This is a genomic window from Vibrio sp. MM46 (assembly GCF_027587135.1).
GTDB lineage: Bacteria > Pseudomonadota > Gammaproteobacteria > Enterobacterales > Vibrionaceae > Vibrio > Vibrio harveyi.
Window position 1 is genome coordinate 60,040 of sequence record NZ_JAPPTO010000026.1, and the last position, 17,946, is coordinate 77,985.

The window sequence follows — 17,946 nt, forward strand, 5'->3', positions numbered from 1 at the left end:
CATGTTGGTTATTGCTTAATGCTTATGAGGGCTTGCAGGAGAAGAAGGCGTTAACACGATTTGTTGCCAACCACTTAGCTTTCGTTGACTTTGCTGAGTTAAGTCCTCGATATCGATAGAAACAGCCGTAGAAAACCAGATATCAGCATGCTCGTGACGGCTATCAAGTAGCATCGAAGCTGAACCTTCATCGTCCTGTCTCAAGCCAAGATAAAGTCCTGCATCCAACATCTGCCATTGATGAGAACCTTTGCGCTGCCAACTTTGGTCTTTAACAAATGGAGCGAGCCAAAACGTTTCAAGTTCACTGACTTCAGGCCACTTACCCTCATCAATGTGGAGATCACGAATTTCCTCATGGGCAAGTTTAAGCTCTGCAACCATTGCCAATTCTTCTTGCCCCAGGTCAGTCATCAATACTTGATGCTCGAGTGCTTTTGCGTGCTCAGCTTCGGTCTGATGATAGGGCAATAAGGCGGCAGACACAGCAAGAATGCCGGCGATGGTTAATGCCACCCATTTACCTTCACGACTGCCATTATCCGGTCGAATTTTCTGAGTGATCATTTCTCTTTCAACTCAACCACATCAACTTCTACTGGGTTTTCATGCCCTGCGTCGAAAACAAGATAAAAATCCATTTGAGGATGAGTGAACTCAGCGATAGAGCGCTTGTCAGTGGTTACTTTGGCAATCAAGTTGTCATCGTAATCGTACATTTCAACGTCATAGTCCACTGCGGTAGAACCATCGGAGTAACCTGCTTCACAGATGACTTTGTCTTGTTCTAAATGGCAGCTCATTAATGGAAAGTGCGCCGCAGCTTGAAAGGACAGTAAGCCGCCCGAAAGAGCGGAAGCGATAAGAATAGAGCTGTTTTTCATGGTGTATCCAAAATGGCTCAGTGGAGCACTGAGCCTAAACTTGATTAATTTAATTGCGTTTCGAACGTTAGATGAACATTCACACTGGCTTTATCTGCGAGAGGATCGTTTTTCAGCTCACCTTTATAGTTGGCTTTCATCAAATAGCGACCAGCCACCTCTGGAGTAAACGTAATTTTGCCTTCTTTATCACTCACGACATCCATTTGTTCTTGGTGGTTTCGGTAAAGGGTACCTTCACGAGTAATTTCGGCTGTGACACCTTGTTGAGGCTCACCATTAAAGAAGAATTGGAAAGTCACCGCTTCGCCTTCAATGATGTCTGATGGGTGAGTGATCGGTTTCATCTCTAGCAGCTTGCCTTCAATTTCCAGCGCTTTTTCTGTCGGCATCCCCACCGTCACGTAACTTTCCGCTCGGGTATAGCTCAGTTGCGTAACAACATCACGTGCTTTTTCTGGAATAACACTTGCGCGATCAGCTTTACTTGCTCGAGCCCACTTAACTGTGTCGCGGCGACCCGCTTTGTATTGGGTGTAGTAGCTTGGTTGGTTGTTGATCGCGACCTTGTGTGTGCCTTCTTCTTCAAAGTAGAAATCAAACATCGAACGACGTTTACCACGAACAACAAAGTTCGGACGCTCCGAACGACCATCCGGCATGATCACAAATGCTTGATCGCTGCCCGCTGGTTTATCAAAAACAAACGTACCGTGAGAGGCAGTCACATCAAACGTCAGCCAATCACCACCTTCTTTTGATACTGTAAAGTGAGAAGGCAAAACCCAACGAGGGTGCGCTTGTGCTGTTGTTGCAGCTGCTAGCCCCATCGCCATTACACTTGCTAGTGCCACCGCTTTCATTTTGGTTTTCATCGTTGTTCCTTCTCTATTACTTAACTTGGTAGTTGACGGTAATCATGCCCGTCTCTTGGGTTGGTTTGATTTGATAACGAACTTCGCTGTCCGCTAGTTGCATCTTTTGTCGCAAATAATTCCGTCCACCGTGCTCGCGTACCACTTCAACATGCAACGTGTAAGTACCTTGTTCGAGTCGCAGACCTTCATCATTGGTGCCATCCCAAATAAAACGGTATTGACCAGCGGGACGAGTAGCAGACGTCACGGCGTCCACTAATTCGCGATCATAACGACCCACCTTTCGCCACCAGCTTCGAAGATCTTTTAGCCATTCATCTTTACCAACCCATAACTGGATGGTTTTTACCGGCTTGCGCTTATCATCTTCAATCCATACTGCAACATAAGGACGGGCGTACATTGATGTATCAATTTTTGGCAACTCAAATTCAAAATCGACTTTGGCACGATCAGGCAAGGGGGCAGCAAAAAGCGAAAGAGGCATCAGCGCAGCAATAAGTGTTAGTTTGCTTAATGAGTTGCGACGCAAAAATCGGTCTGTGTTTAACATAGGGGAATTCTCTGAATAGAGGCTGTTATGGCACAGCAACAAAATAAATAACGAGCGACAGCAAGGTGCCAAAAGCCATCCACTGCATCGACGTTCTTAAAGTCTTTTTCTTTGGTAGTAGCAAACACACTCCGGTTAGAACAAAGAACACCATCAATAATGCAGTGATATCAATGAACCACTTCCAAGCATCGCCACTATTGCGACCTTTGTGCAGATCATTCAGTAGCGCGACAATGCCGTAATTCGTTGTTTCAACTTCAGCCTCTCCCGTGGTCATATCAACAAAAACGGTAGCGTTATAACCCGGACCTTTAAAATCCAAAGAAAGCTCGCCAATCACTAACTCTCCATCTTCGATTTCGGTATAAACATCCAAAGCCGACGGAGTGCCGCGCAAATGGGTTTCTTGAGTTAGGAAGTTCAATAGAGCCGAACGATTGGGTTGGAAGCTGCCTTCAGTTGCAAAAAGTTGCTTTGAAGGGATCGTGAGTGTGTGTTGTTGAATGATTGGCTCACTGCGCTCAAACAATGTTGGTCTGTTCAAGGTGATGCCCGTTAAGGCAAAGAACAAGGTCACCAATAAAAGAGCCATGGAAACGTAAATGTGCAGACGGCGAGCCCAAGTTTGGACGCCTTTGCTTTTGAGCAACATAAAAAAACAATCATCACCAATAAATGAGGGCTTAATTTAGGTGATAATCATTCTTATTGGCATTTAATTTACATTGTTTACGTTTGATAGAATAGAAAGGCTCCCGCACATGGAGGCAAGAGCCTATAGGAAAATCTTATCGAGCTAAGATTGGGTAAGTAAAGAAAACCAAGTGACAGAAGTTGAACACAAAATGGGCTAACACAGCACACCATAGGCGCCCAGTGAAGTGGAAAACAAGACCGTACCCTATCCCTGCAAGTCCAGCAAATACCATCAACAGTGGACCGCCTGCAAAATGAGCTAAACCAAACAAAATGCTCGCCACCACCAAACCCAATCGCCAATCAAAACGACGAGATAATGACTGCTGGATAAACCCGCGGAATAAAGCCTCTTCTGCAACACAAGTTAATACGAGGTTATTCAAAGCAAACAGCCACCACCATGACGGCAAATTAAACTCCGGTTTTAGAGCACCAAGCATAACGGCAACTGGCAATAGTGAAAGCAGGGGTATCATCACCAGCAGCGCAGGCTTTATTCTTATTTTTGACTCACCGCCAAGCAGCATAGGATAAGCAAGAAGGAGAGCAAAGAAGGCAAGTGGCTTGTCCAGATTAAGATACATTGAGAATGGCGCACTCTGTGGTCCCGCGGATACCTTGTCGAGAACTTGCAGATTATTAAAGCCAGGGATCAAATAGACAAAAAGCATCACACACCAAAGGACGACAATCCCCCACCCTAGGTAGTAAATAGGTTTCATCTTTGGATTCAATGCCAGCATCGGCAACCGGTATGAGACTCCAAGAACAACCAACGAACTGATCAGCGCAATGAGCTCAATTCGATCAAAAACAAATGCACCCAGCAGTGTAAGTCCAAGCAATGCGAAGGCTGCCCTTTGTTGCCGAGCAAATGCCGCGCCAATTGCTAATACAAGCGGTAGCCAAATCAAAATGGCAGAATCAAGAATCATGTATTTATCCTTATAAAAACTGACGGTCCAGTCTTAGTGCTGGGTAGTTGTAATATAACCTTGTCCCCAAGTAACCTCGAGATATTTGCTGCAACGAGAATGACTTAGTTTGTAGACGCAGCAGCGATTAAAAGAAATCGAACCTGCTCACTTCTATAAAAACAAAAAGACCCGAGATCTGACTCGGGTCTTTCGATGCTATGAAATACGCATTAACTATTCTGGCTTGCTTTGGCTTTGCGCAATTGCGTTAGGTACTTCACCCAACTCTCAGCTTGAGTCGACGGCTTAATTTCATTGGCACGTTTCGCATTTGCAAGCGCATCCTCAAAGCGTTTCAACTTGTAGTAAGCTCGGGCTTTCACCAGCGCCACATCAGCCTTACGACCAGTCACTTTATCCAACGTCGCTAACGCTTCTTTGTAATGACCTTCTTGCACTAATAACTGGGACAAGTTCCAGTTATATTTTCTGTCCAATTGAGCCGCAACATGCCAACTCTCAATCGATTTGTCCCACTCTTTTGCTATTTGCCAATATGTCGCTTGCTGCGCTTTTAACTTGCTGTCTGAGTTGATGTCTTTCACCTCTTCTAGCACCAAAGCTGCGCGCTCTGGAATACCACGCGCACCATATAACTGAGCAAGAAGTCGTAAATCATCTTGACTAAGTGCGATACCCTTTAGTTTTGCAAGCGCCAATGCATCAAGAGCGCGTTTGTTATCATCAACACGAAGATAGAGCGCAGCTAGCTGACGCCACCACTCCACACGCTCAGGTTCAATCGCAATCAAACGCTTAATCGTACCGATGGCTGGCTTCCATTTTTGCAGCTCAAGTTCGGCTGACAACTTGATAGACAAAGGACCAATTTCATCTGGCTGACCAAACTTTTCATAGCGCCCCATCGCAGACAAGACTTTGTTCCATTGACTCAACTGGTAGTGAGACTGAGCGATACGCAACCAAATCTCATATGCCTTCTGAGTTTCAGGAACAGATTTACTTAAGTCGTAGTAGTGAGGTAATGCCTTTGAAAATTGCTGCTCGTTAAGCAACATATCCGCTAACATCTTGCGCGTTTGCCAAGCTTGATCATCGTCTAAGAGACCGCTATTAACCGCAATCTCTAGCTGCTTGATAGCCGACTTCACTTGCTCATTTTGCCAGTACAAAATCCCAAGCATACGCGCGACAAATGCACGATCATAACCGCGCGATAACTCTAATGCTTCAAGCGTTGAAATAGCTTCTTGCAACTTTTCGTCTTGAACCAAATTATGCGCACGTTGAACACGAGTCGCGGTGTATTGACTCAGTTCATTGGCAGTCGTCGTAAAAGCGCATAGGCTCAATACTGCACCGATTAAGAATTTCTTCATCATTTGGCTAAATTGAACTCCACTTTTCGGGTTTGCCCGTACTGCTCAATTGAGACACCGTTTTCAACCTTCGGCTGATACTTCGACTTCTTCAATGCTCGAATCGCTTCTTTCTCAAACATACGTTTTGGCTTGGCATCAAGCACTTCGATATCCTTTGGACGCCCCGCAGCATCAATAGTAAAACGTAGCATCACGTAACCTTCGATTTTGCGTTTCAGTGCCTTACTCGGATAGCGTGGCTCTGGGCTATACAAAGGGATCGCTTGCTGATTACCCATAGTGCCTTTCAAGTTTGGAGCACTAATAGCAATACCATCAAGAGAAGTGTTCAAGCCCAATGCACTGATTGGCGTCACTTGACTCATCGGCTCAACTTGCGTTTGAGCCTGAGACAAATCCATCGGCTCTGGCGCTTTTGGTGGCTCTGGCTGTTCAGGAACCGAGCGTTGACGACGCTGAACATCCGCATCATTCTCGATCATAACCATATCAAAGCGCACCGCTTCAGAGGGCTTTGGTGCTCGCTGATTGCCTTTATCGACCATCCACGCCATAAAGCTAAACAAGCTCACCGCAATCAAAACTGACACGGGTAGCGCGAGTAATAGCCTTTTCATTAAGGTTTCTCCGCCGCCAAAGCAATGTTCTTCACACCAGCGCCTTTCGCGGCATCCATGACTTTCACAACCGTGCCATTGTAAGCATGCTCATCCGCTTGAATTACAAGCGCTGCGTCTGGTTGCTCCAGCAGTAAGTGCTCAATGGTGGCTTCAACACGCTCAATATCCACTAAACGTTTGTCGATGTAGACATCATTTGCTGCCGTCACGGCGATAAAGATGCCTGCGTCTTTTTGACTGACCACATTGGAAGCTTGTGGGCGATTAACTTCTACACCTGACTCACGTACAAATGAGCTAGTCACAATGAAGAAGATCAACATGATGAATACGATATCCAGCATCGAGGTTAAATCGATCTGGGCTTCATCTTGTTGATTTGGTCTACGTCCGAGTCTCACTTCTGACTCCTTAAAGATTGTTCTAACTGGAGGGCTTTGCGTTCACACACTTTGCTTAAACGAGCATGTACAAACATACCTGCAAGTGCTGCAACCATACCTGCCATTGTAGGTAGTGTTGCAAGTGAAATACCGGAAGCCATCAATTTCGGATTGCTACTGCCTTGTGTTGCCATCACGTCAAAAACCGTGATCATGCCCGTTACCGTGCCTAACAAACCTAGCATTGGGCAAATTGCAACCAATACTTTGATGGTTGATAGGTTTTGGCGCAGTTCAATTTGTGCCTTTGCAATCCATCCTTCGCGGATTTGATGCGCGTACCAAGAGTGGTGGTCTGCTCTTGCGAGCCACTGTTCACAAAGCTGTCTCTTCACCTTCGGAAATTCCGTTGTCAGATAAAGAACACGCTCCATAACCAGCAGCCAGCATACCGCTACAACGGCAGCCAGCCACCATAGGATCTGCCCGCCTTGCTGCATAAAGCTCGCCAAGGTCGAGGCCCAATCCTCACTGATCAAACCCAATGTGTTGAGTAGGATCTGCTCCATTACGCTGCGTTCTCCGCTACCGTGTTAGAGGCATTTTTACCCTTTGGCATATCACGTTCAGCTTGTTCTGCCACAAGACCAATACCTTGTTTTTCTAAAATATTGCGAATGTTCTCTGCTTGAGAGCTCAATACGTTATGAGCAAGAAGCAATGGCATCGCAGCCACAAGACCAAGGACAGTTGTCACAAGTGCCATTGAGATACCACCCGCCATGACTTTTGGATCGCCATTACCAAACTGAGTGATAACTTGGAAAGTTTCGATCATACCCGTTACCGTACCAAGCAGACCCAGCATAGGTGCTAGCGCGGCAAGCAGCTTAAGCATCGATAAGCCTTTCTCAAGGTGAGTTTGTTCATCAACTACCGCTTCCAATAGACGCAACTCTAACGCTTCAACACTACGGTGCTTATCCTTTTGGTATACCGCTAGAATTCGACCTAGAGGGTTATCCTCTGGTTGAGTTGGGCTCTTAAGTTGTTTCGCGATCTTTTGACGAGCGATGATCAATGACACACCACGAACCAGCGCGATGATCAAGCCAATAGCGAGTAAACCAAGGATGATCTTACCCACCACGCCACCTGCGTTTAGGCGATCTGCCATGGTTGGAGAATTTGCTAACTGGTCAAGGAGAATGCCACGCGATGGGTCAATCACGAGTGAGTCAATGTCTCCTGAGCTTAATGTGCTTGCCGTAGGACCGTTTTCAGGCTGACGCAGATAATTCACCGCATCACCACGCTGACCATTCCACTTCACATAGCCTGCGTTGTCCAACAACGCCATTGAGCCTAGACGGACACCATCAACATTTTGCTCACGGCCCTCACCATCCAACAAGGTGAATGACACATTCGCCATCTCACCACTTGCTTTGACTTGCTCTTCCATACTGCGCCACATTGCACGCAGTTGAGGTAATGTCGGCAGTGATTTCGCTGCAACGATATCATCAATGTTTTTTTGGTATGAGTTAGCGTCGACACCTGTTACAGAGTACTTAAGCTCCGACTCCAATTCTTTTGCATTTTGACGAACTACGCCAAAAAGCTCACCTAAGCTGCCTGTTTCTAGGCGAAGTTTCTCTTCAAGTTGGGCAAGCTGCGATTCGTTTTCGCTGAACGTAACACTCAGGGTGTCCGCTTCTGCTTGCAACGCTGCACGCTCGGCAACAAGCTGGTTTTTCATCGCTTGCAACTCTTGCTGCGTTTTCTTAAAACCAGATTCACGAGCCACATTGTGCGACTGCTGTTGACGATTTTCTTGTTGTGCTTTCTGCAATAATGCGTCACTAGCGAATGTTGTGTGAGGTAGAAGAGCAGCAGAAGAAATCAGCGCAACCGATAGCCATTTTTTCATCATTTATTTGCCCTCCGCTACGTTAAGAGACACTGGCAGAGTAAGCATACTCGGTGCAATCTGTTTGTTCGCCATCGCAAACGCTTTGTCTAGTTCCGCTTTTTGCTCAGTGCCCACTGCTTGCCATTCTTTTTGTTGCTGTGACCAGCTCCAGAAGTGCTCACCTGATAAGCTACGTGCAACCAATGAAACACGACCTAGGTAAAGGATATCGGCTTCGACTTGATCATTACCATCTAATGCTATCTTGCCTTGGTAAACACCAATCTTAGAGCCATAGTCCATCTCAATTTGGTACGCCTCAAGAATACGGCGGAACTTCTCAGCATCTGCGACGTCTGCGCGAGTCATCATTGCATCCAGCTTTGCAATACGCTCTTCACGTTGTGCCTTGCGGATCGGTTTATCATTAGCGACGATACTCTTAAGACCATCAAGCATGTGGTACATCAGTGGCACGACACCTTGGCGAGTCTGAGCGATTTGTTCGATTTGCTCATTCAGACTAGCCACTTCTTCGTTTTGACTGTCTACCAAACTAGATAGGTGATCACGATAAATCTTCAAGTTGCCAACTTCTTCTTGTAACTGCTCTATTTCAGCCTCAAGAGTCAAAGATTTCTCTGCACTTACATCAATACGCTTCTGGCTAACAGCCGATGCTTGATTGGTTTTACTCTGCACTGCTTGTGCATCGTTAAGATTTTCCGCTTGAACGGGAATCAAAACCGATGAGATCAACAGAGCGATACTTGATTTCATTAGATTCATACGAGTTATATTTTCTGTTTTCTAAAAACGACTAAAGGGGAAGACCAATCTTCCCCTTTAAAAATCATATTGTTATCAGTACTTGAACTGAATTGTTGCCATGTAGTTTCGACCTTCGCCTATCACTACATTTGTTGCACCATCATAGTTGTCCGGGTTCGTACTACCGCCACCAGCTAGGTATTCAGTATCAAACACGTTTTCAACATTGAATCGGGCCACAATATCTAAGTTCTCATCATACTTGTGTGTGTACGCCACGCCCATATCAACACGCGCATACCCATCTTTCTTAAACGTGTTCGCTGCGTCACCGTAGCGCTCACCCTCATAAATCACGCCCAAGTTTACATTCGTGTTGTCTTGGACCTTGTAGCTAGACCAGACGCTTGCAGAAAGCTCAGGCACATCAGCTGGGCGATTGCCTTTTAGTTTTGCACTTTCTGTAATCTCTGCATCTAGATACATTGCAGAAGCAGTTAACGAAAGCTTATCTGTAACAAATCCTTGCGCTAAGATTTCAGCGCCTCGGTGCACTTGCTCACCATCTTGAGTAGCAATCTGTTTTTTTGAGTCGTTAGGATCGACGATATCTAATCGTACATTTTCTAATGTGATGTCAAACAGCGCACCGGTTAAGAATAAACGCTCATCAAACAGTTCCCACTTAGTACCCACTTCATAAGAAATACCACGCTCAGCCTCTAGTTCTTCTCCATCATTGGTAAAGTCAGAGTCAGCCACAGCACCTTGTGGCATGAAGCTTTCAGAGTACTGAACATAGATTGAACCATTACTCGCAGGATGAAAGATAACGCCTAGCTTTGGTGATACTTGGCTTTCTGTTAATGTTTCACTGCGCTTTTCATCGTAACGAACACCTGCAAGTACCTGCCAGTAATCGTTAATTGTCATCATATTTTGCGCGTAGATACCCCATGTATCATGCTCGCTAGTCGGCCATTTTTTCGAGCTACGATACCCTGGCTTTGGCACCGTTTGACCCGGCTGGACACTAGACTCTTGGTGGAATGCCATAAAGCGGTCATAACTGTAATCTAGGTAGTTTGCACCAATTAAAAGTGTGTTATCAGTATCAAGCAAAGAGAAGTCAGTCGTAACGTCTACATACGCAGTATCAAACACCCAATTGTCTGAACGATCATTCCCTTTGTGCTTAATCACATTTTTTTCTTCATAGTCGTCAAACTTAGGGTAAGACTCCACATCAAAACGCTTGAAATCTTGACGGTTGTATCCTGCTTTGACGTTTACGTTATCCGCGACTTGCGCATTAATATCGATACCGTAGTTTTCTACATCGTTATCAATCTTCGACCATTGCGCATCCCAAATATACTTGTCTCCAAGCACAGGCTTACCGTCTACAATGTAAGCACCAGAATCCACACTGCCTTCATCTTTAGTCCTGTCATAATGAGCAGAAACCATCACGTTTTCGGTAATGTCGTATTCAACAACCAGACCACCGACAACTCGGTCAGTTTGTGGCTCTGTGCCATCACCATACTTACGCCAAGAGCCGTAACTCTCTTTTGCAAGAATTGCGCGCGCACGCAATGTCTCTTCTTCATTCAGTGCACCACTCACATCTAAAACAGTGCGTGAGTGATCGTTTGAACCAATATCTTGGCTCAAGCTAACTTGTGTTTCTGTTGTTGGCTTCTTAGAAACCATGTTCACAAGACCACCTGGCTCAGATTTGCCGTAAAGTAGACCTGATGGACCTTTAAGTATCTCTACACGCTCTAAAAGCTCAATTGGCTGACGGTAGTGTGACCAGTGCTGACGACCATCACGTAAAAAGCCGTCAGAACTGCTAAGTTCAAAACCGCGCAATGAGAAACGCTCACGGTTACGACTCGTACCACCGGCACTAACACTCGCGTCATTTTTTAGCACTTCACCTAACGTGCTTGCACGCTGCTCATCAATAACCGCTTCATCAATCACAGCAACTTGCCCTGGGGTCTCCAGTTGCGTCATTTCCATACGCATTGCTGTTGTATTGGTATCTGCTTTGTAACCAAACTCGCGACCTTCAACAACAAGGTGCTCATCCGCTTTTTGAACTTCCGCCACGGCAGGTGCTGCTAACACCGCTCCAATCACTAACGCCAGTTGGCTTTTAGAAAACATGCACATTCACTCCAAAATGTTGGGTTACACATAGGTGCTATGTGATTCCCTTCTACTTATTTTGCGAGAGAATATAAGTGATAACCATTACCATTTGCATTAAATTTACATTCTTTGCATTCGTAAACTTTTGTAAAGGGCATGAGAGTAATACTTTGTTCGAACGTGATCTAAATCACGAATAGCCGCGAGCGATCTATTGCCTAAACAACAATGTTACACTCAACCCACCATCCACTCGGTTTGTGGCGATGGCTTTTCCTCCCATCATTCGCATCGATTCTTTTACTATTGCGAGCCCAAGACCATAGCCACCAAGCTTTTTGTCTCTGGAAGCATCCAATCGAGTAAATGGGTCAAAGATGTCGGACAATTTATCCTGTGGAATACCCGGACCATTATCAGCAATGGTCACAGCTAAGTAGTGGTGCTTATCGGTGGATTTATTTGTTAAGCACACATTAATCTGCGCAGAGTCGCCCGCATACTTGATCGCGTTACCAATCAAGTTGTTCAAACAGCGCACGACTAAAGTGTCGTCACACTGGGCTTTTGTCCTTGTCGCGTCCGATTTAAAAGTAAGAGTTTGTTGATCTTTTAGGTCGATCTTGCAACGCTCAACCTGAGGAGCAAGCATAACTTCTAAGTCGCTACGTTTCATCTCAGTATCGTAGCGTGCGTTCTCCAAACGGCTGATTTCGAGTATCTCACCAATCAAGTGATTGAGTTCATTTGCTTCTTCTTCCATGCGAGTGACAAGGCTTTGCTCACTCTCACCCACACGCTTTCGTAACAGATGTAACACCAAGTTCTGTCGCGCCAATGGTGTACGAAGTTCATGTGAAACATCACGTATTAATCGACGCTGTTTCTCAGCCAAAGAGTGGATCTCCTTGGTCATATGATCGAAGTCTTGCGCCAGTTCATTAAATTCTCGTGTGTTTGATTTCAGTTCATCAACCACACTGACAGTAAAATCACCATTTGATAGCCTCTTACTCGCCTCACGAAGTCGGTCTAAAGGTTGCTGTAAGTTCCTTGCCATTAATAGAGAAAACAGCGCCAGAATGACCGCTGCAATCACAACTTTCAGTATCGAAAAGTAGAGAATAAAGTCATGAGCTGGGTGTAAACGATGAGGCAGTTGGATGACCAAACTGTTGTTGCCCACAAGAGGAATACTGAAAATTGGGCGACTAACTCTGCCTTCTAGTTGTTCATCTAAACGTCTTTTAAACTTAAGTTTGAACTCAAAATGAGGGTGCATCAGGCGATGGGTAAGTGGGTGTTGATTTTCGTCTAACACGAATAAGTAAAAGTGTTGTGCATTCGCCCAATCCGCAAGCTCATCCATATCTCCGTCTTCGATCAAAACATTGGCTTGATGCGCTAAGTCCAACATTTCTGCTTTTACGCTCGCTGGTACTTTTAGCATTGCTTTTACTAAGGCTTGCTCAGCGACAGCTTGTACAGCAAGGATACTGATGACGATCGCCGTCATGTAAGTAAATAGCTTAAAAGCCAGACTATCTCGACGCTTGGCTATATAGGATGGGCACACAAATTTCATTAATTCGTCACAGCCTCTAGGTAGCTATAACCTTTTCCACGAAACGTTTTAATGTGCTGTTTGGACAATCCCGCTTCCACCAATTTACGACGAATATTACTGATGTGCATGTCTAAGTTGCGATCAAACGGACTTAGCTCTTTCTTCAAAACCTCGGTTTGCAATTCGGCTTTAGAAATCACAACGCCTTGGTTTTTTACCAAATAGCAAAGTAACTCTGCTTCAGTACCTGTCAGCGGCAAACTGTTCAGCTGATCACTGATACTTTGCACTGTGCAGCACATAGCTTGTCTTTGACGTTCTAATCCTACGCGACGAAGAATTGCTTTAATGCGCATCAACAATTCAGGTACATTAAAGGGCTTGCCGATGTACTGATCTGCGCCTGCTTGGTAGCCATCTAGCATCGAGTTCTCATCATTTAATGCCGTTAGCATGAGGATCGGCGTCGCGAAACGTTGACAGATACGACGCGCAACTTGCATACCATTTAGATTTGGTAGCATGACATCGAGAAGAACAAGATCAACTGGCGTCTTCTCCATGTATTGCAAAGCGCTTTCCCCACAATGGACAGATGAAACGGTGTAACCCTCTTCTTGTAACACCGCCTCCAATAATTCACACAACGGAACATCGTCATCTACGATAAGAACTCGGGACATTACCAATACCAACTCAAATAAAAATGGTTCGCATTCTATTACTCATTTGCAGATTAAACAACCATAGATTCTAAGGTTTCTGTACGAAAACTGGACATAAAAAAAGCCCACTTTTCAGTCGGCTTTTATCGCAAGAAATACTGATTTTTTAATTATTTAAATCAACACTTTAAACCTGTTACTTTGGCGACATCTTCAACGATGCCTCGTAAGTTGATACTAATCGAATGAAGTGTATCTAGCTCTTCTTGTGTAAATGGATGAGTGAGTACTGACTCTGCACCTTTCTTGCCAACAACAGTAGGCAAACTCAATACCACGCCATTAACACCATATTGACCCGTCATCATGGTCCCCACAGGCAAAACTGATCGTTCATTGATCTTGATTGCCTGAATAATACGAAACACACTTGCAGCGATCCCATGAACGGTATTTTGTTTACGACGGAAAATCTCATACCCAGCTTGCTTAACGGCTTCGAGCAATTCGTCTGCATCGATACGCTCTACATTATTGGCATCGCAATAGAAATCTGCAGGTTGTCCTGCAATTGAAATCAAACTCTTTGGCGTAAAACAATTGCTACCATGCTCACCGAGAACATAACCAAAGATGTTCTTCGGGTCCAAATCCACGCGATTGGCAACAATGCTCATCAAGCGCGCAGTATCGATCACGCAGCCACTACTGATCACTTTGCTATTCTCAAAGCCTGTATTGGTTGCAATAAAGTGCGCGACAATATCACAAGGGTTAGATACAACAATGAGGGTTGCATTTGGGGCTACTCGTTCGACTTTACGTGCAATCTCAACACCTATCTTGGCATTGATTTCTGCAATATCAATTCGCGTCTGACCTTGCTTAATCTGCGCTCCCGCAGTGATTACGACAATATCAGCGCCGAGAAGATCGAGATAGTCGTCAGTAGGAATGATGTGAGTGTTTTTCGAGAAGGTCAGTGCAGTGGTATGACGGAAATCGAAGACTTCCCCTTCAGCACGCTCTAAGTTTTGGTCCAATAGAACCAACTCACTTACACTGCCCATGGTCAGTAAGTAATTACATACTCCAACACCAACGGCACCTGCGCCAATTACACCAATTTTCATACTTCTCTCCCTGATAATAAAAGTTATGCCCTCACTTTGCGTTCCCACTAAAAACTTGGGCAGTAAGAGCATAAAAGTCCAATCACTTTATGTTACCCAGAATACCTACCTAAGCTAGCCTTTCTCGACTTAATGACGTTTAAATGATGGAAATTTCTTCTTTATATATGCATCAATAACCATCATTTAATCACTTCATACATTTAAACTCTATTGCAGGTACAAAAAAGGAGTACAATTCTTTGCAGTTTCTAATTGAGAATAGACGTATATGACAACGCTATTGATTGGTCACCGAGGCGTGGCAGGCAAGTACCCAGAAAACACCAAAGTCAGTATTCAAGCCGCTATAGATTTGGGTCTTGATTGGGTTGAAGTTGATGTACAACCCACCAAAGACAATGTACTAGTGGTATGTCATGATCACACAGTAAACCGCTGCAGCAACGGCAAAGGTCGTGTTGATCAAATGACTTTAGCTGAGCTAAAAACGTTAGATTTTGGTGGTTGGCTCAGTACAGAGTTCAGCAATGAATCGATCATGACGCTGTCAGAGTTGCTGGGGCTCGCTGCGAAAAACAACCTAAATCTTAATATCGAAGTGAAAGTTGACCACCATTCAGCAGAGGATGTCGCGAAGATAGTCGCTAAAACCCTTTCTGAAGGACCATTGACCAAAGAATTTATCCTTTTGTCGAGCTTTAGTCACGACGTGATAAGAGCGCTATACAAGCACTGTGAAGGCTACAGATTGGGTGTGCTAAGTGAGTTCTTTACCCGTAAAGACGGGCTACTGTTAGAAGAAGTCAACGCATACAGTTGCAACCTCAATATTAACTGGGTTCGTTCCCGTCAAATTAAGAAGCTGCAGCAAGCCGGATATAAGGTAATGTGCTATACAGTGAATAACCCAAACAAGTTGAAACACTTGCCGGCGCTAGATGGCATCTTCAGCGACCATCCAAGCCGCTTTATGTCTCAAGAATAGGGTTGAAACTAGGCGCTCCATTACCACTCAATGGTGATTGGCGTTCCCATTTTAACTAGCTTTATAAACTCATCCATCTCTTCATTGGTGATGGCGATACACCCATTGGTCCAATCAAAGCTCTGGATAAACTGAGGGGACTGTGTCTCGCCATTTTTGAGGCCATGAATCTTGATCTCTCCGCCCGGAGAGACACCTCTTCGGTGCGCTTCCAAGCGATCAATTACATCTGGATAACTGATGTGGACAGAGCGATAGAAAGCAGAATCGTTAATCACATAATCTAGAGTGTAGTCACCTTCTGGAGTCCTGTTATCCCCTTCTTCCTGCTTGTGCCCTTTCGGATTAGCCCCTAACGCAATCCGATATTCTTTAACCACTTCGCCATTGTCCATTAGGTACATTCTGCGTTTTGATTTGTCTACTTTGACCAAGTCCACAGCAGCCTGTGTAAAAGGAACAAAAGAACAACACAAGATTAAAGACAACCATTTTACTGACATCGCCAGAACGCCTAACTCACCCATTCTAAGGGAACATAAAAAAGAGCAACCATGCTAGTCACAAGGTAATACTAAAGCAAACTTAATATGTGCAAATTTCACTACTCATTATGACTAACTTGGATTACTTTATAAGGAGATTACTTTATAAATTCAGCACAAATAGAGAGGGTATTATGCTCAACATTGCTTTTTTCAGTGCGAAATCCTACGACGAAGCGTCTTTCAATAAAATTAAAAACCATCGAGACTTCGAATTTCACTACCATGATTTTAGATTAACTTCAAAAACCGCAAAAATGGCTCAGGGCTGTGAAGTCGTATGTACGTTTGTAAATGATGATTTATCCGCACCAGTACTTAAACAGCTTTCTCTTGGTGGGACCAGATTAATCGCGATGCGATGCGCAGGCTTCGACAAAGTCGATTTAGAAGCAGCAAAGGAGCTTGGACTTCAAGTAGTGCGCGTCCCGGCTTATTCCCCAGAAGCTGTCGCTGAGCATACTGTCGGTATGATGATGTGTTTAAATCGACGCTTACACAAAGCCTACCAGCGCACGCGTGATGCAAACTTCAACCTGGAAGGCTTGGTTGGCTTCAACTTCCATGGCAAAACAGTTGGCGTTGTGGGTACAGGCAAGATTGGCATTGCAACCATGCGTATCTTTAAAGGTTTAGGCATGGAGCTGCTCTGCTACGACCCATATGAAAACCCTCTAGCATTGGAAATGGGCGCTCGCTACTGCTCTCTTGAAGAGATCTATGCGAACGCAGATGTCATTTCGCTGCACTGTCCAATGAGCGAAGAGAACTATCATTTATTGAATGAGAAGGCATTCTCGCAGATGAAAGATGGTGTGATGATCATTAATACCAGCCGTGGTGAACTGCTTGATTCTGTCGCCGCAATTGAAGCACTGAAACAAGGCAAAATTGGCGCACTAGGTTTAGATGTTTACGACAACGAAAAAGACCTATTCTTCCAAGACAAGTCAAACGATGTCATTGTTGATGACGTGTTCCGTCGTCTATCCGCGTGTCACAACGTGTTGTTCACTGGACACCAAGCCTTCCTGACTCACGAAGCACTAAACAACATTGCCTCAGTGACTTTAAATAACGTGGATGCTTTCTTTGCTGGCAACGCATCAGGTAATGAACTGATCAACTAAATCAATAGATCGAACAGTATAGTAGAGCGTTGAATTTCAGCTATGCTATACTCCTCGACCATTAAAAATTTGAGTCCAATTACCATGAGCATAAAAACCGATATTCAAAAGCTGCACAACCGTTTAGATACTTGCCAACGCAAACTGGATGCGGCACGTTCTCGTGGTGATCATGAAATGATTACTAAGTTCACGAATGAAGTTGACGACCTAACGAAGAAACTTAACCAACTTAAGCACAAGCAAACATACGAACTGAACAAAGAGCGTAAGAGCCTGCTTGATATGCCATTTTCTCGTGAAATCACAAAAGCTGAGCAAGCAGACATTGGTAAGCTTAAGAAGCGTGTTCGTGGTCTAGTTATCGTTCACCCATTAACAAAAGTGGGTAAAGAATTGCGCCTAGACGTAATGACAGGTTTTGCTCCGAAAGAGTTCTAATCACTCTTTTTAAACAACAGATATTAAAAAGCCCAAGCTGCTTAGCTTGGGCTTTTTTGTGCCCAAAATTCATAAAGTTAAGCTTAGAAAAATCACCATTATAGATAATGAGTGACACTGCAACCTGTTCGTTTTCAAATTCTCGTGGTGGCAAAGCTTTAGCTAATTTCCAAATACTAAAAACGACAAAAGCCCCGCTATTTCTAGCGAGACTTCTTAATCGTTTTGAGATCGAGGGCTCGACTGACTAGGGGTTTGATGCAAATCCCGTCTCATTCTCAAACGCCA

The 17,946-nt window shown here is 44.6% G+C and carries 20 protein-coding genes; 3 read left to right on the forward strand and 17 right to left on the reverse strand.

Annotated features, from left to right (window positions below):
- Positions 1–15: 15 nt before the first annotated feature.
- The 16 genes from OH459_RS22945 to OH459_RS23020 all read right to left on the reverse strand — a co-directional run bounded on the left by OH459_RS22945 (position 16) and on the right by OH459_RS23020 (position 14,554).
- Positions 16–567: a DUF6162 family protein gene (locus tag OH459_RS22945; protein WP_269988988.1), complete on the reverse strand. Its 552-nt coding sequence runs from the start codon at positions 565–567 to the stop codon at positions 16–18.
- Positions 564–884, reverse strand: coding sequence for a hypothetical protein (locus tag OH459_RS22950; RefSeq protein ID WP_005453276.1), 321 nt, complete (start codon positions 882–884; stop codon positions 564–566). Before OH459_RS22950 ends, OH459_RS22945 begins: the two co-directional genes overlap by 4 nt.
- A 44-nt stretch (positions 885–928) precedes the next feature.
- Complete coding sequence (locus OH459_RS22955) at positions 929–1,759, reverse strand: DUF4198 domain-containing protein (RefSeq protein ID WP_005453274.1); 831 nt, start codon at positions 1,757–1,759, stop codon at positions 929–931.
- A 16-nt stretch (positions 1,760–1,775) separates the two neighbouring features.
- Positions 1,776–2,315, reverse strand: coding sequence for a DUF2271 domain-containing protein (locus OH459_RS22960; protein WP_009696846.1), 540 nt, complete (start codon positions 2,313–2,315; stop codon positions 1,776–1,778).
- A gap of 25 nt (positions 2,316–2,340) precedes the next feature.
- Positions 2,341–2,970, reverse strand: a complete 630-nt coding sequence (locus OH459_RS22965) for a PepSY-associated TM helix domain-containing protein (protein ID WP_009696845.1) — start codon at positions 2,968–2,970, stop codon at positions 2,341–2,343.
- Positions 2,971–3,106: 136 nt separating this feature from the next.
- Positions 3,107–3,952: a CPBP family intramembrane glutamic endopeptidase gene (locus OH459_RS22970; protein ID WP_269988991.1), complete on the reverse strand. Its 846-nt coding sequence runs from the start codon at positions 3,950–3,952 to the stop codon at positions 3,107–3,109.
- A 212-nt stretch (positions 3,953–4,164) separates the two neighbouring features.
- On the reverse strand, positions 4,165–5,337 hold the full coding sequence (locus tag OH459_RS22975) for a tetratricopeptide repeat protein (RefSeq protein ID WP_269988993.1): 1,173 nt from the start codon (positions 5,335–5,337) through the stop codon (positions 4,165–4,167).
- Entirely contained in the window at positions 5,334–5,954 is a 621-nt protein-coding gene (locus OH459_RS22980; protein WP_005453264.1) for an energy transducer TonB, read from the reverse strand. Before OH459_RS22980 ends, OH459_RS22975 begins: the two co-directional genes overlap by 4 nt.
- Complete coding sequence (locus OH459_RS22985; RefSeq protein ID WP_005453262.1) at positions 5,954–6,358, reverse strand: ExbD/TolR family protein; 405 nt, start codon at positions 6,356–6,358, stop codon at positions 5,954–5,956. Before OH459_RS22985 ends, OH459_RS22980 begins: the two co-directional genes overlap by 1 nt.
- The gene (locus tag OH459_RS22990) at positions 6,355–6,909 is read right to left on the reverse strand and encodes a MotA/TolQ/ExbB proton channel family protein (RefSeq protein ID WP_005453261.1); all 555 of its coding nucleotides are present in this window, start codon (positions 6,907–6,909) and stop codon (positions 6,355–6,357) included. Before OH459_RS22990 ends, OH459_RS22985 begins: the two co-directional genes overlap by 4 nt.
- Complete coding sequence (locus OH459_RS22995) at positions 6,909–8,276, reverse strand: MotA/TolQ/ExbB proton channel family protein (protein ID WP_009696843.1); 1,368 nt, start codon at positions 8,274–8,276, stop codon at positions 6,909–6,911. The genes OH459_RS22990 and OH459_RS22995 overlap by 1 nt, the downstream gene beginning before the upstream one ends.
- Entirely contained in the window at positions 8,277–9,044 is a 768-nt protein-coding gene (locus OH459_RS23000) for a DUF3450 domain-containing protein (protein ID WP_005453251.1), read from the reverse strand.
- Positions 9,045–9,119: 75 nt separating this feature from the next.
- Positions 9,120–11,204: a TonB-dependent siderophore receptor gene (locus OH459_RS23005; protein ID WP_061066161.1), complete on the reverse strand. Its 2,085-nt coding sequence runs from the start codon at positions 11,202–11,204 to the stop codon at positions 9,120–9,122.
- Positions 11,205–11,400: 196 nt separating this feature from the next.
- A complete protein-coding gene (locus OH459_RS23010; RefSeq protein WP_049538112.1) occupies positions 11,401–12,774 on the reverse strand; it encodes a sensor histidine kinase in 1,374 nt (457 codons plus the stop codon).
- Positions 12,774–13,439, reverse strand: a complete 666-nt coding sequence (locus tag OH459_RS23015; RefSeq protein ID WP_005453247.1) for a response regulator transcription factor — start codon at positions 13,437–13,439, stop codon at positions 12,774–12,776. The genes OH459_RS23010 and OH459_RS23015 overlap by 1 nt, the downstream gene beginning before the upstream one ends.
- A gap of 161 nt (positions 13,440–13,600) precedes the next feature.
- Positions 13,601–14,554, reverse strand: a complete 954-nt coding sequence (locus OH459_RS23020) for a lactate/malate family dehydrogenase (RefSeq protein WP_009702515.1) — start codon at positions 14,552–14,554, stop codon at positions 13,601–13,603.
- Positions 14,555–14,825: 271 nt separating this feature from the next.
- Here OH459_RS23020 and OH459_RS23025 point away from each other — a divergent pair, with 271 nt between their 5' ends.
- Entirely contained in the window at positions 14,826–15,542 is a 717-nt protein-coding gene (locus OH459_RS23025; RefSeq protein WP_005453243.1) for a glycerophosphodiester phosphodiesterase family protein, read from the forward strand.
- Positions 15,543–15,562: 20 nt separating this feature from the next.
- Here the strand turns inward: OH459_RS23025 and OH459_RS23030 are convergent, their stop codons facing one another.
- Complete coding sequence (locus OH459_RS23030) at positions 15,563–16,045, reverse strand: L,D-transpeptidase family protein (RefSeq protein WP_005453241.1); 483 nt, start codon at positions 16,043–16,045, stop codon at positions 15,563–15,565.
- 176 nt (positions 16,046–16,221) lie between these two features.
- Here OH459_RS23030 and OH459_RS23035 point away from each other — a divergent pair, with 176 nt between their 5' ends.
- Both OH459_RS23035 and OH459_RS23040 read left to right on the forward strand, forming a co-directional pair.
- Complete coding sequence (locus OH459_RS23035) at positions 16,222–17,217, forward strand: 2-hydroxyacid dehydrogenase (RefSeq protein ID WP_269989002.1); 996 nt, start codon at positions 16,222–16,224, stop codon at positions 17,215–17,217.
- Between the two features lie 84 nt (positions 17,218–17,301).
- Complete coding sequence (locus tag OH459_RS23040) at positions 17,302–17,658, forward strand: YibL family ribosome-associated protein (RefSeq protein WP_005530256.1); 357 nt, start codon at positions 17,302–17,304, stop codon at positions 17,656–17,658.
- The last annotated feature ends 288 nt before the right edge of the window (positions 17,659–17,946 follow it).